We start from the raw sequence: 15,385 nt of genomic DNA on the forward strand, positions 1-15,385 counted from the left end.
CCTTTATATTTTTATAAATTAGTAACTTATTTAATTTCTATTTCAAAAAATTTAATCATCTTCATAAACAGGCTCTATATGAATCAAAAGTCTTTTTATATTTTTATATTTGTGTTTAATTTTTTTTGAAATTTTATTTGTAATATCGTGTGCTTTTTCAATCGTCTTATTTTTATCCATTCTCACATCCACAAACATATAAATGTCTTTTCCAGAAGTAGTCATGCGAAAATCATGTGCATTTTCAATTTCTTCAAATTGTAATATTTCTGAACGAATTTTTTCAATCAGTGCATCATCTTGCGAATCCAGCAATATCAAAGAATTTTCCTTTATCAGTTCATAACCACTCTTTATAATATAAAGTGATACAATAAATCCTACCACTGTATCAAATGCAGGATGAATCTTTGCTAGAATAAGCCCAATCAAAACAGAAATTGAAATTACAATATCTGTCTTATAATCAGCAAGAAGTGAATTTATCAACATATTATTATATTTTTTTGCTTTTTTTTGCATAAAAACCAATTGAAAAATTTTTATCAGTATTGCCAAAACAGTTATAATTATTGGAATAAATGTAGTATTTACATTATTTTCGCTGTTAAAGGAAATTAATTTTGAAAAATTATCTTTTATAAGCTCAAAAGCTGTTATCATTATAAATGTACCAATTATTACACTAAAAACAGACTCTATCTTTCCATGCCCAAATGGATGCTCCTTATCTTCAGGATTGCTTCCAACTTTTAGCCCCACTATGACCAATACATTGGTAATCAAGTCAGAAAGTGAATTTAATCCATCAGAAAGCAACGACATACTGTAAAAAATTTTTCCAGCTATAATTTTTAATAAAGCCAAAACAATATTTATACAAATAGCAAACTTGGAAATAGATAACATATTTTTTTTCTGTCTTTTAGTTTCTGCCAGATTATTCAATATATATCCATCTTCTGTTTTTACAAATCGCTGTTTTTCAAGAAAATTATTCATTTTTTTATGATTAGTTATGATTAGTGAGTCAAAATTTTTATTTGTAATCCAATTAATTATATATTTTAAAAAAAAGGTTCCATATCCATTATTTCTCAATTTTGGTAAAATAAATATTTTTTTTAGTTCTGCAATATCATTAAAATCTAAGATTGCATACCCGTATAATTCTTCATCATTATATAAAAAATATATATCCTCCTTTTCTTTGTCAAAAGAAAATTTTGGATCTATCTCCAGTAAATCTATTAAAATTTTACTTATATTCTCCTTTTTATCCCATTCAACTACTTTCATCGTGAAACCTCCATTCGTAGCAAAAGAAACTAAACTAAAAAAAATTTAATTTTTGAAAAAGGAATTTCAATTTTAAAATAATACACTATAATTACTTAAATAAAAAGTCATACATCAAATTCTCGAAAACATTCTACCATCCGTTTCTTAATCCAAAAGCTCAAAAACAGCTACCCTGTAAACCTAGAGAAACTAACTTAGTGCTGCTTCGTTCCCGACCTGACACATTTCGCTAACTCTCTACAATACAGGACTATTTTCTCAACACTTTTGAAATAAGACGTTGATACTAGAACTTCCCTTAAATTTGACATCACCTCTACTAAAGCGGGTTGTAGATACAGGGCACCGCTAACTCCCCGGCTAGTATGACCAAATTAGTATATCATTTTTCTTAAATATTGTCAATGTTATAAAATTTCTTTTTCCATAAGCACTGCAATCTAAAATTTTTGAAATTTTTCAAACCAATGTGTTATTTTTCAAAACTCAAAAGTTCCATCAATTCTCTCTCATTCATCTCAAAAATATCTTTCGATTTCTGATTATCACTTTTATTGTTTTTTTCCAAAATATTTTCACTCAACACTCGTTTCTTTTCCTGAAGTTTTATTATTTTTTCCTCAATTGTACCTTCTGTTATCAGTTTTATAACTTGAACACTTTTTTTCTGTCCGATTCTGTGAGCCCTGTCACTTGCCTGATTTTCTACTGCGAAATTCCACCACGGATCATAATGAATTACGACATCTGCCCCAACCAGATTTAAACCTGTTCCTCCAGCCTTTAAGGAAATTAAAACTACTTGTCCTTCACCTGAATTGAATTTTTTGGAAATTTCCATACGTTCTTTTGATTTCACTCTTCCGTCTATGAAAAAATATTTAACTTTTTCTTTTTCTAGTTCTATCTTTATTTCTTCCAGCGTTCCTAAAAATTGTGAAAATATGAGCATTCTGTGGTTATTTCCCAAAATATCAGGCATTAATTCCTTTAAAAGTTCAATTTTAGCAACTTCACCTTTATAATTTTCATCAAACAGCTGCGGAGAATTACAGATTTGGCGTAATTTTGTTAAAATTGCCAATACTTTCAGATTATTATTTTCTTCCTTATCAAATTCTCTAAGCTCTTTTTTTGCCTGTTTTACGTATGCCATGTATAATTTTTTCTGTTCACTGCTTAATTCTACTATCATATTGTTTTCTACTTTTTCAGGCAGTTCTGTCAATACTTCCTTTTTTGTTCTTCGCAAAATAAATGGAGAAACTATTTTTTTCAAATTAAATATTTTTTTAGAATCTGGACTATTTAATGAATTTTTATATTTTTTTCTAAATTTTGTTATGCTGTCTAGATAACCGGGCAAGATAAAATCAAAAATTGACCAGAGTTCCATAATGCTGTTTTCGATTGGAGTTCCTGTAAGTGCAAAATTTACAGAGCTGTTTAGCTTATCTGTTGCTTTTTTTACAAGCGAAGATACATTTTTTATATTTTGCGCCTCATCCAGTATTGCCACATCGAATTTTTTGTTTTTATAATTTTTTACGTCATTTCTAAAAGTCTGATAAGTTGTTATCAAAATTCCTTTTTCAGCTTTCTCAATCAGCTCTTTTCTTGTATTGGCAGCTCCTTCTACAAGAATTGGCTTTATATCCGAAAATTTATAAAATTCCTCCTTCCAATTATGCAGAAGTGAAGTTGGAACAATAATTATTCCAAACAAATCCTTATTTTCCAGCTGAATTTCCGAAATAAGCGAAATCGCCTGCAAAGTTTTCCCAAGTCCCATATCATCTGCCAAAATTCCGCCAAAGCCAATATCATACATATTTTTTAGCCAGTTAAACCCAATTTTCTGATAAGGAAATAGTTTTACCTTTATATTTGACGGCTCTTTAATTTCACGATTTTTTATTTTTTGGAAAAGATGCTTAAATTCCTCCATTTCATTTAATTCCTCGTTAATACTGCCAGAAATTTGTGCCAGCTGCAGGGCTTTTATCTTGGAAATTCTATTTTCTCCAATTTTCAAATCTGAAATCGCATCAGCAATCCCAATCATCTCTTCAGCGCTCCTGTTGGCAATTTTCACAAGTTCCCCGCTTGACAGCGTAATGAATTTTTCTTCATTCCTTACTGCGTCCAAAACTGTTTCCACATCTTTTTCATCAATTCCCTCAATATTGAAATTTACACTAAAAAGTTCATTTTCAGCAGATTTTATATTGATTTCCACGCCAATTCTACGGATTTTCCTTATCTTGTCACTCACATTAATATTCACATTTTCAGCATATTTTTCGTCAATAATATCCGCCATCGCAAGAAATTCATTTTTGTCAATTTCCAGTACAATGTCAGCTGATTTAAGCTGTTTTGGCATATTATGAAATCCATTTTCCCAATACCAATGATTCTCAACAAGCTTTGCATCTGCATATTTTTGAAAATTTTCAGAAATTTCTTTTTGCAGCTTTTCATTTTTTTTCGGAATAAAATAGCCATCATCGGTCTTAATGCTTTCCTCAAGGCAGGAAATCGTTACTTGAAGTTTATTTTTACTATGCCCTTCTTCTACGAAAATATTTACTTTTCCATATTCTTCTGTAATTTGGGCAACTGGAATTTCATATTTTGAAAGCACTTCCTTTATTTCGTTGACTATTTTTCCTGATATTTCATTTAGATATTCTGTTCCACTCCTAGTTCCATCTGTAAGAGTATTCATTATCTCCCATTCCACATCACTCATTTTATGAAATTTCTCAATGTTTGATATGCCGTTTTTCAAGCTAAAATAACGGCTTGTAGATGACAAGGCTGTAAAATCCCTTAGAATTATTTTTTCTCTTCCACGTTTATCCTTTTGAAATGCAAATATTGGCTCATATTCCCCTGTAACATAAAGTGTCTTGCCTTCAGACCTTATTGTTTTTCTATTTTCTACAGCCGAAAATATATGTTCTGCCAGCAACGGATTCATTGGCTCGCCCTGCATCTTTCCATAATAACTGTTAAAATGCATTCCAAATCCCTGTTTATTCTTAAAATAGTCATCCAGATTCTTTATTATTCTTTTATCTGTTTCATTAAAATAATGCAAATCTGGATTGTAAATATTTCTCGGTGTAACTTCATAAGATTCTTTTTTTCCTATTGAACTGATAAAAGATTCCAGATCTTTTACATAATGCAAGCTTTTTTCTCCTGCCTTTACCCTCAGGGCGGATAATGTCGGTACTATTTGGCTTATTTCCAGTTCCAGCCTGTATTCATTTTTTTCCGAATCTGGGATTTCATTCTTATCAAACCTGTTCTTTAATTCCATCAGCTTTTCCCTGAACTCGTTAATTTCTTCCTTTTCAATTTGCTTATAGATATTTTTTTCCTTTTTCCAAAAAGATTTTTTATCCTTTTTAAAAATTTCATCATACTCTTCATCTTCTGAAATTGCTATATAGCTATCAATATTTTCTTCCTCTTCTTCCCTTTTAAATTCGCTATTTTCCTTAAAATAAATATTTCCAGCCTCAATTTCCTTGTCAGCCGCTATTCCACTCGCAATAATATGTTTACACGGTTTTCCAGTACCAGAAAAATTTGGACAGTCACATTCATACACTATGCTTTCATCCTGTTTTCTATTACCTGCAAAATAAATTATATCCACATAATAACTGTTCCCATAACTCCCCGCAACTCTCGATTCAACCGTTATCTTGTCTCCAGTTTTTATAAGTGTAGTCAGCTTCGCTTTTTTCTTGTTAAAATATCTAATTCCTCTATCCACGATAGATAAGCTTGTCAATTTACTTAATTTTTTAAATAATTTTTCCAATTTTGCATTTTCCTTCCTAATAAGTATCCTTATTTAATCTTACCAAAGAAATTTTAAAATTACAACTTTATTTCAAAAAAAAATACAGCGAAATCCAAATTCCACTGTAATTTTAACTTATTTTTATTAAGTTTGTACAAACAATTTTCCATTTTTTATAAACATATTTTTTACTTTAACTTTTTTCTTGCCATCTGGCTCATATTTATAAACTGGATTTGTTTCCAAGTAATTTGCTATTAATGCCTTCATTGATCTTGCAACAGGTGTTGAGACCATATCTTTACCATTTTTATCCAGAATTTTTTCGACTTGCATGTCTACCAAATAAAGCTGATTAGTATTTTCGTCAAACTTAATTTCACTATTTACTTCGATGACTCCTTCTGACCTGTCCGCCAAAAGTGAAGCATCATAATCTGTCACAACATACACTCTATTATCCTTAAATGAAATCTTAGGATTTTTTACAGTAATTTTTCCTAACAGGAAATTTTTTGTAATTGGAAATTTTTCCTTAGCCTTTGACTCAATTACAGAATTTGGCACACGAATGGTTTTATTTGCCAAAAAATCACATGAAATTACTCCAAACATCATTATCAGCATTAATAACGCCGTTTTTAAAAATGAATTTTTACTTTTCATAACCAATCTTTTTCTCCTTTTCTTTGTTACAATTTACTTGAACTTATAATAAAACTAGTTTAAAACAGAACTCAAAAGTTATGACTATTTTCCTCAAACTCTAAATTTATATAATTTCTAGCAGTCCAATTTTAAACGGGTTCGAGTATATTTTAAAATAATTTTCAAGTATTTGCTTGACCTAATAATACAAAATATTATTTATTATTTCATATTTTTAAAATTAGTTTTATCTTTTATTACAAAATTTTATTTCAAATATTTTTTCAAAAATTTTGCTGTATGTGATTTTCGAGATTTTATTATTTCTTCTGGAGTACCTTGTGCAATAATCTGTCCGCCCTTATGACCACCTTCAGGACCTATATCTATTATATAGTCGGCATATTTTATAACATCAAGATTATGCTCGATTACAAGTACTGTATTCCCTTTTTCTACAAGACGATTCAGTACTTCCAGCAATTTTCTGATATCTTCAAAATGAAGTCCAGTTGTAGGCTCATCTAGCACATAAATTGTTTTCCCACGTGAAATTTTGGAAAGTTCCGTAGCCAATTTTATTCTTTGGGCTTCCCCTCCAGAAAGAGTTGTCGCAGGCTGTCCCAACTGGATATAATTCATTCCCACATCAATTAATGTCTGCAACTTTCTCTCAAGTGTCGGAATATTCTTAAAAAATTCGTATGCTTCCTCAACCGTCATATCCAGCACATCCGAAATACTTTTCCCTTTGTAATGTACTTCCAACGTTTCTCTATTATAACGTTTTCCTTTACAAACTTCACATTCCACATAAACATCAGGTAGGAAATTCATTTCAATTTTATTAATTCCAGCACCGCTACAGGCTTCACATCTTCCACCTTTCACATTAAACGAAAATCTTCCCTTGCCATATCCTCTAACTTTCGCATCATTTGTCTGAGCAAATAAATCCCTTATATCATCAAATATTTTCGTATAAGTTGCAGTATTTGAACGAGGAGTTCTTCCGATTGGCGATTGATTTATGTCAATTACCTTTTCTAAATGTTCAAGTCCTTCTATTCCGCCATTTTCCAGCGGATATAATTTTCCTTTATTCAGCCTGTTGTGAAGTTCTGGATAAAGTGTCTGATTTATCAATGTAGATTTTCCACTTCCAGAAACTCCTGTAACTACAGTAAATACTTCTAGTGGAATGTGTACTGTAACATTTTTCAGATTATTTCCCTTCGCATTTTTCAAAACAATTTCTTTAGTAGCTTTTCTTCTCTTTTCAGGTACTTCGATCTTTATTTTCCCGTTCAAATATTGTGCAGTCAATGATTTTTTATTTTTCATAACTTGCTTTGGAGTCCCTTCTGCAACTACTTTTCCACCATTAATTCCAGCTCCCGGTCCTATGTCAATCAGATAATCAGCCTCTCTCATCGTATCCTCATCATGCTCAACCACAATCAGACTATTCCCAATGTCACGTAAATCCTTCAATGTTGCAAGCAATTTATCATTATCTCTCTGATGAAGTCCAATACTTGGCTCATCCAGTACATAAATTACACCTGTAAGCCTGCTTCCAATCTGAGTTGCCAGCCTTATTCTCTGCGATTCCCCACCAGATAGGGTTTTTGTCATTCTGGCAAGACTCAAATAGTCAAGTCCTACATTTATCATAAATTTTAGCCGCTCTTTTATTTCTTTCAATATTTCAGCTGCAATTTGCATCTGCTTTTCAGTAAGTGTAATATTTTCATAAAATTTCAGTGCATCAACAACACTTACTTCTGTCAGGTCAATAATGTTCTTATCATTTATAGTTATCGCTAGAACAACATCTTTCAATCTTTTCCCTTTACAAGTCTTACAAGTCTTCTCCGTCATATATTTTGCTTCCATTTCTTCCTTTGCCGATTCTGAAGCAGTTTCTCTATATCGACGTTCAATACCATTCACAATTCCCTCAAAATCCCTATTTCCATTATAACTAAAACTATCTCCGCTCCAAGAAAACTTAAACTTCTTATTACTTCCATAAAAAATTATATCCTTCTCTTTTCGAGTCAATTCAGACACCTTTTTATCCAAGTCGATTTTATGTGCTTTTGCCATTGCCGTAAATAAATCCCAGTTCCACCCCTTTTTTGTAGTCGCTCCTGGAAAAACAATTCCACCTTCATTAATTGACAAATTTTCATCTACAATTAATTTATTCTCATCCACTTCCAGCCTTGAACCAAGTCCATTACAAACTTCACAGGCTCCATAAGGTGCATTAAATGAAAACAGTCTTGGCACAACATCAGGAAAAATCACATCAGGATGATTTGGGCAGGAAAAATTTTCACTATATTTGTTGTCTTCCCCATTCACATTTGCAATAATTTTTCCATTAGAAAGCTCACTCGCTGTTTCAATAGCTTCTGTAATTCTACTTAAAAATTCCTTGTCATCTTTTTTTACAACAAGTCTATCTACAACAACATCAATATTATGTCTTTTATTCTTATCTAAGTCAATTGCGTCATTTAAATCCAAAATATCTCCATTTACCCGAACTCTCTGAAATCCTTTTTTCTGCAAATTCAAGAACAAATTTTTATGAGTCCCTTTTTTATCAATAACAACAGGCGATAACACTATCAATTTGTCCTTTTCATTCCGTCCATTCACAAGATTATCTACAATTTCCTGAATCGACTGCTTTTCCACCTTCTGATGGCAAATAGGACAATGCGCCTCTCCAATATGTGCCCATAAAAGCCTCATATAATCATAAATTTCCGTAGTTGTCCCAACAGTCGAACGTGGATTCTTAGAAACACTTTTCTGCTCAATCGAAATCGCAGGCGAAAGCCCCTCAATGCTATCCAATTCAGGCTTCTGCATTTGACCAATAAACATTCTCGCATAAGCCGACAAACTCTCCACATACCTTCTCTGCCCTTCCGAATAAATCGTATCAAACGCAAGCGAAGATTTCCCACTCCCTGAAACCCCTGTAATTACCACAAGCTCATTCTTAGGAATTTCAATATCAATATTCTTCAAATTATGTTCTCTTGCTCCAATAATTTTTATCTTGTTGTCTTTCATTTTCTTCAATGTTCCTCTCTCCTAAAATTCCCCTCAATAAACCAATTCCATTTTATTTTTTTATTTTAAATTTAAATTTTTACTTTTAAAGTTTATGAAATAATTAATAAGTATTTTCTATAATGTTTAAATTTTTTCTTTATTTATTTTAGTTAGATTACTTTTTATAATTAAATTAAAATTGTCGTGATTTTTTTGGAATGAAAATGATTGTTTGAGCGAAGTTTTACGTAGCGAGTTTCATTTTTATTTCAAAAAAATGCTTAGACGAGCCGGGTTTGCAAAGGGGATGGCGACTGTTCCCCTTTGCTTTATAAAAAAGAAAGAACATATAAATTACAGAAAAAATATTCATTAATAACCACTATTTTATAAACCATAAATTTTTTACTGTTTTAAAGATAAAAAAGCCTGTTTCACAAATTTTTTTTTACAATCTATGAAACAGATTTTTTCAATTATTATTTTAATCTAAATATTTTTTATATTCATCAGTTAATTCTAATATTCTTTGTTGTATAAAACTAACCTCTGAGCTCACTCGAAATTGTTCAGCCGCACATAAATTAACAAAATAAACATCTTTTGTCAAATCTTTCAATCCTTCATAAAAGTTTTTTAACCAGTTTTCTTGTGAACTAACTAATTTTTGTTTTAATTTATAGTAACTTTCTCCACCTTTATCAAATTTTTGAATTAGTTTATTGTATATTTCAATCATTTTTTGATTTTCATTTTTCAATGTTTCTAAATGTTCTCTATCATTTTTGTCACATTGATTAAAATTTACTAATAATCTAATGCCTGGAAATTCTGAATTTGAAAAAGAAACTAAAGAAAATACCACAAATATAAAAATTATTTTTTTCATATTAATTATTCCTTTTATATTTTTATTCTTTTATTGCTCTTGTTGCCACAAAACTTGCAATATTAAGTTCATGCAGCCTTCCAAATCCATTTGTATCATCATAAATATCTGTTAGTCTAAATCCAGCCTTTAATTGTCCGCCTATCTGTTCTGATATTGTGTGGGAAAATTGAATTCCACAGTCCTGTTCTTCCAGCTGTTTTCTTTGCTCTTCATTCACTAATGGGTTGAATGGAAGACTATTGATGATTTTTTCTTCCTTTTCATCTACAGTATAATTTGTTCCAATATCCAAGCCGCACAATAAAATTCCACCTTTTTTCAAAATTCTATAGCATTCTTTAAATACCGGTTCAACTTTTTCGATATAGGAGTTGCTTACCGGATGAAAAATTATGTCAAAACTATTGTCTGCAAATGGTAATTTTTTTGTCATATCGGCTTTGATAATTTCTATTTCATATTTTTCACGTTCTGCAACCATTTTTTCAGCTTCCAGCTGTTTATCTGAATAATCCAAAATAGTGCAGTTTGCACCCAAAGCAACAAATATAGGCATTTGCTGTCCACCACCAGAAGCCAGTCCTAATATTTTTTTATCTTTTAAGTTTCCAAACCATTCATGAGGCACAGGGTTTACTGGTGTTAAGAGGACATCCCAATTACCATTTTTGGCATTTAAATACGTTTCATGGCTAATTGGCTGTCCCCATTCCCAGCCTTCTTCAATCCATCGGTCAATTGTTTCTGCATTTATTTCCTGATAAGATTTTGTCATTTTTATTCCTTTTTTTAATTATTAAATTTTATTTTTCATATGGTAATCCTGAGGCTTTCGGCGCTTTCGATTTCCCTACAAATCCAACTAATGCCAATAAAGTCAGAACGTATGGTATCATTGTCAAAAATTGCTGAGATATTGGCAGTCCGATTGTTTTTGAAACATCTGCAAATGCTTGTCCGAAAGCAAATAATAGGCTTGCTAAAATTGCTCCTATTGGATTCCATTTTCCAAAAATCATTGCTGCCAAGGCGATATATCCACGCCCTGCTGACATGTTGTTTGAAAAAGACGGAAGCAGTACAGCTGTAAGATAAGCCCCACCAAGCCCTGCTAATGCACCTGATATAAGCACAGCGATATATCTTGTCTTGTAAACACTTATTCCAACTGTATCAGCCGCTAATGGATGTTCTCCAACTGAACGGATTCTCAAACCTAAAACAGTTTTATACAAAAAGAAATACATTGCTATGGCAACCGCATAAATCAGTATTATCATTAATGGACGATTTGCCAATGATTTTGCTAATGGAGTACTTCCAGCAGTTTTAAAGATAGTTTTTATTAAATATGAAGTTATTGCAGCCGCAAACAGATTTATTGCAACTCCACTTATAATTTGATTTCCTCTAAGGTTGATACTAATTACTGCATGAATTAGCGAAATTAGAATTCCCACTATTATTCCAAAAATTATTCCTAAATATGGATTCCCTGTAGTTATATTAGCAACTGCTGTTGCAAATGCTGAACTTAGCATAATTCCTTCAAGTCCAATATTAACAATTCCACTTCTTTCAGAAATACACGCTCCTACGGCTGTTATAAGAATTGGAGGTGCTATTATTATTGTCTGCTGTAATAAATTAAATATTTGTTGTAATATATTCATTTTATTTTTCCTTTCTGACTCAATATTTTTTATTTAAATAACTAAATTTATGCCATTTTCTTTTTGTTAAGCATAAATTTGAATAAATTTTCTGATGCTACAAAAATAATGATTAACGCTTGTACAATAAATACAATATCCTTGTCAATCTGGTATCTTTGCTGCAACATTTGTCCCCCAACTTCAAGTGCCGCATAAAATATAGCCGCAACTAATATTCCAAATGGGTTATTTTTTCCAAGAAGTGCTACTGCAAGTCCTGTAAATCCATAATCTCCCATTATTAGTTCAGTATATGTGTACTGAGAAGCTCCACCTAAAACACGTTCAGCTCCTCCAAGTCCAGCACACGCTCCAGCGATTCCCATTGCCAAAAACATAATGTATTTCGGATTAATTCCTGCATTTTCAGCAACTGTATCACTTTGTCCAACTGCTTTTATTTCATATCCTTTTTTGAAATATTTGAAAAAGAAAAATATTCCTATTGTCAGAAGAATTGCAATTACAAAACCAAAATTCAAGTTCTGTTTTGTAACTTTTGCAAAAAGTAACGGCAATCTGGCTCCTTCAAAAACACGTGGCGATTGTGTATTTTGTGTAGTTGTATCTTTTAAAATTCCGTTTAACAGGAAATTTTGCACTTCAATCATGATATAGTTTAACATAATTGTACTGATTACTTCATTCACTCCAAACTTTGCACGTAACAGTCCAGCTACTCCAGCCCATAAAAATCCTGCGATTATAGCTACAAGTATTACAACAAATACATTTCCAAAAACATAATTTTTAAATGTAATTCCCCAGAAAGTTGCAGCGAGTCCCCCAGCAACCATTTGCCCTTGCATTCCAATATTAAATAATCCCGCTTTAAAGGCTACCATTGTCGCAAGTGCCGAAAATATTAATGGCGTTGCAATAAATAATGTTTTTGCAAGTCCACTAAAGAATGGTGATCTTGGAGAAGCCTGATAAAAAGCTGCTCTCATCATATCAATGTAGGCTGTAAACGGATTTACACCTTTCGTCATCATTATTATTCCACCAATAATTAATGCGATTAATACTGCAATTATAGACGGTAGAAAATCCTTTATCTTATATTTAATCATCTATTTTCCCTCCTGCCATTAATATTCCTAATTTTTCTGTTGTTGCATCTTTTCTATCCAGAATTCCTACAATTTTTCCTGAATACATTACGGCTATTCTGTCACTCAAAGCCATTACTTCTGACAGTTCTGCAGAAACAACCATTATTGCTTTTTTCTTAGTTTTTTCATTTAAAATTGTATTGTGAATCATTTCTATTGCTCCTATATCGACTCCCCTTGTAGGCTGCGCCGCAATAATAAATTTGTTTTCACGTTCCAGCTCTCTTGCTACAACAACTTTCTGCTGATTTCCACCAGATAATCCACCAAACTTGATTTTTCCATCTGTAGGTCTAATATCGTATTTTTCTATATATTCATTAGTTTTTCTTTCAATTTCACTATAATTAAGCAGTAGCCCTTTAGAATACAAATCCTGAAGTCCCAAAGCCATATTTTCCTCTATTGTAAAATCATCAATAGTTGCTCGTTTATGTCTATTTTCAGGTATATGGGAAAGCCCTTTTTCCTTGATAAGTTTAGGTGTCTTGTTTTCCAGCTCATCATTATTTATATAATACGTTCCACCATCAACTTTTACAAGCCCTGCCAAAGCCTCAATAAGTTCAGTTTGTCCATTTCCTTCTACTCCAGCAATTCCCAGTACTTCACCTTCATGTATTTCAAACGAAACACCTTTAACTTTTTCAATGCCTCCACTTTTTACAGTCAGATTATCAACTTTTACAACCACATTTCCAAGTTTTACATCTGGACGTTTCACTTCAAACAATACCACACGTCCAACCATAAGGTTTGCGATTTTTTCCTTTGTTGCTTCTGTAGTTTTCAATCCTCCAACATCGCTTCCACGTCGAATAACTGTTATATTATCTGATAAATCAAGTACTTCCTGCAATTTATGTGAAATAAAGATAATTGTTTTTCCTTCTTTTATAAGGTTTCTCATAATCTCATAAAGCTCTTTTACTTCCTGTGGTGTAAGCACCGCACTTGGCTCATCGAATACAAGTAATTCTGCTCCTTTAAATAATACTTTTAAAATCTCAATTCTTTGATGAATCCCAACTGACAGATCCGATATTTTTGCATCTGGATCAATGTTCAGCCCATATTTTTCAGAAACTTCCCTAACCTGCTTTCTCGCAGTATTTAGGTCAAAAAATACTCCACCTTTTGTAGGTTCAAATCCTAGAACCATATTTTCAGCAACTGTCAATGTGTCAACTAGCATAAAATGCTGATAAACCATTCCAATTCCCAAGTTTGCCGCAGTCGTAGGACTTTCAATATCAATTTTTTCCCCTTTATAAAAAATCTCACCAGAAGTCGGAGAATACAATCCATTCAAAATCTTCATAAGCGTAGACTTACCTGCTCCATTTTCCCCAACAATTGCATGAATCTCCCCTTTTTTTACTTTTAGCGTAATATCATCATTTGCGACAATTTTTCCGCCCAAAAACTCTTTCCGTATATTTTTCATTTCCAAAATATATTCGCTCATCTTTCCTCCTACTTCTTAAGATTTTATTTGTTCAATATTTTTTTCATAAAAATCATTCATCCAAAAAATTTTTTTACACTTTACATTTTTCAATTATTTTTATAAACAATCATTGTTTCTTTTGTTTTTATATTCTTTATATTTCAAGTGTTATTTTAATTAAAAAATTATAAGTACTCAAAAAAACTTTTAAAAACTATAAACAAAAAATAAAAAAACTGTCGTTAATAAAAAAAAATCTAAAATTTAAAGATAAAAAAATAGACGAATGAATGATTTGGAATTCGTATTAAACAAATTTATTATTTATATTATAAAAATATAATTTTAAAAAAAATCTGACACGTAATAATTAGAATTTGTCTTCAACAAATCAAGTACTGCTATTGGTTTTTTAACTACATTTATCTTGTAATCCTTGTAATAATACTTAGGGTTTTTTCCGCCAATAAACACAACTGTATTGTTTTCATTATAAGTATACCCTGTATATTCGTCATTTTCAAGCAGCAATGGCGATCTTTTTAATTTTAATTTATTTTTAGCAAGTTCTTCAATTATATCATTAGGAAAACCTGTTAGATAAACATTCCTTTGAAGCTCTGGCAACACAGCTTGATCCTCTAGTTTATCAGAAAGAACAATATCCTTATCAAATTTATAAATTGAATCATCTTTAAATTTATTTAATCCAGAATTTTCATAAGTTTCCTTTATAAAAAATTCAACATTCGACTTTTCAAAGTTTTCCACAACTTCTTTTCTATGATTTCTCAATTCTTCAATTAAAAATTCCTTGTCAAGTTCAGAATAAACATTTGTCGGATTAAAATCAGTTTTATTTAAAAGCTCATAAAGTACATAAATCTGTCTATTTAAATATTCCTGATCTGTCCCTAGATATTCGGTCAAATTAGCACCTGCTGACATTGCAACCATCTGCTGTCTATAATACTCATCCAAAGAAGAGGCCGGCAATTCCAAGATTTTTTCTTCTTCTGAAAGCTGATCAATTTTTATATCCTGCATTTCTTGATAAAATCTATTTTCCAGAAGCAATGAATATTTTTTTCCTTTTTTTATATTTTTCAGAAAAGTGTTAAATTCATTGTAAAATCTATTTTTTCCAAATAAATCTGTCGGATAAGTAATTTCAAACAATTTTATCTCATACCGCCCTGGTATAACCTTCCGCATTTTCTCTTCCCCATCAATCATCACTTTTACCTGATTAAATCGTGGCTTTTCTTCTTCCTTCCATTTTATCTCCTTTTTTATCTTATCAAAAAGAGCAAAACTCGTCATAGTGCATCCTAGCAACATCAAAATTATTAATTTTTTCAA

The 15,385-nt window shown here is 31.2% G+C and carries 10 protein-coding genes and 1 other RNA gene; all 11 read right to left on the bottom strand.

What is annotated here, in order from left to right; translation table 11 throughout:
• Nucleotides 1-51 precede the first annotated feature (51 nt).
• Entirely contained in the window at nucleotides 52-1,299 is a 1,248-nt protein-coding gene (locus FVE77_RS09455; RefSeq protein WP_026746940.1) for a GNAT family N-acetyltransferase, read from the bottom strand.
• A 107-nt stretch (nucleotides 1,300-1,406) separates the two neighbouring features.
• An RNA gene (gene ffs / locus FVE77_RS09460) (signal recognition particle sRNA large type) lies at nucleotides 1,407-1,671 on the bottom strand.
• Nucleotides 1,672-1,774: 103 nt separating this feature from the next.
• Entirely contained in the window at nucleotides 1,775-5,143 is a 3,369-nt protein-coding gene (locus tag FVE77_RS09465; RefSeq protein ID WP_026746939.1) for a DEAD/DEAH box helicase, read from the bottom strand.
• Nucleotides 5,144-5,269: 126 nt separating this feature from the next.
• The gene (locus FVE77_RS09470; protein WP_006803397.1) at nucleotides 5,270-5,791 is read right to left on the bottom strand and encodes a DUF1439 domain-containing protein; all 522 of its coding nucleotides are present in this window, start codon (nucleotides 5,789-5,791) and stop codon (nucleotides 5,270-5,272) included.
• 249 nt (nucleotides 5,792-6,040) lie between these two features.
• Entirely contained in the window at nucleotides 6,041-8,869 is a 2,829-nt protein-coding gene (gene uvrA, locus FVE77_RS09475; RefSeq protein WP_026746938.1) for an excinuclease ABC subunit UvrA, read from the bottom strand.
• Nucleotides 8,870-9,335: 466 nt separating this feature from the next.
• Nucleotides 9,336-9,740 (bottom strand): hypothetical protein, encoded by a 405-nt coding sequence (locus FVE77_RS09480; protein ID WP_026746937.1) that lies wholly within the window; start codon nucleotides 9,738-9,740, stop codon nucleotides 9,336-9,338.
• A gap of 22 nt (nucleotides 9,741-9,762) precedes the next feature.
• A complete protein-coding gene (locus tag FVE77_RS09485) occupies nucleotides 9,763-10,518 on the bottom strand; it encodes a class I SAM-dependent methyltransferase (RefSeq protein ID WP_026746936.1) in 756 nt (251 codons plus the stop codon).
• A 28-nt stretch (nucleotides 10,519-10,546) separates the two neighbouring features.
• On the bottom strand, nucleotides 10,547-11,416 hold the full coding sequence (locus tag FVE77_RS09490) for an ABC transporter permease (RefSeq protein ID WP_006803393.1): 870 nt from the start codon (nucleotides 11,414-11,416) through the stop codon (nucleotides 10,547-10,549).
• A 47-nt stretch (nucleotides 11,417-11,463) separates the two neighbouring features.
• Nucleotides 11,464-12,531, bottom strand: a complete 1,068-nt coding sequence (locus tag FVE77_RS09495) for an ABC transporter permease (RefSeq protein ID WP_026746935.1) — start codon at nucleotides 12,529-12,531, stop codon at nucleotides 11,464-11,466.
• Nucleotides 12,524-14,041 carry an ABC transporter ATP-binding protein gene (locus FVE77_RS09500; protein ID WP_026746934.1) on the bottom strand — a complete coding sequence of 506 codons (1,518 nt, stop codon included), beginning with the start codon at nucleotides 14,039-14,041 and terminating at the stop codon, nucleotides 12,524-12,526. Before FVE77_RS09500 ends, FVE77_RS09495 begins: the two co-directional genes overlap by 8 nt.
• Before the next feature lie 327 nt (nucleotides 14,042-14,368).
• Complete coding sequence (locus FVE77_RS09505) at nucleotides 14,369-15,385, bottom strand: hypothetical protein (protein WP_026746933.1); 1,017 nt, start codon at nucleotides 15,383-15,385, stop codon at nucleotides 14,369-14,371.

This window comes from Leptotrichia hofstadii (genome assembly GCF_007990525.1).
Classification (GTDB): domain Bacteria; phylum Fusobacteriota; class Fusobacteriia; order Fusobacteriales; family Leptotrichiaceae; genus Leptotrichia; species Leptotrichia hofstadii.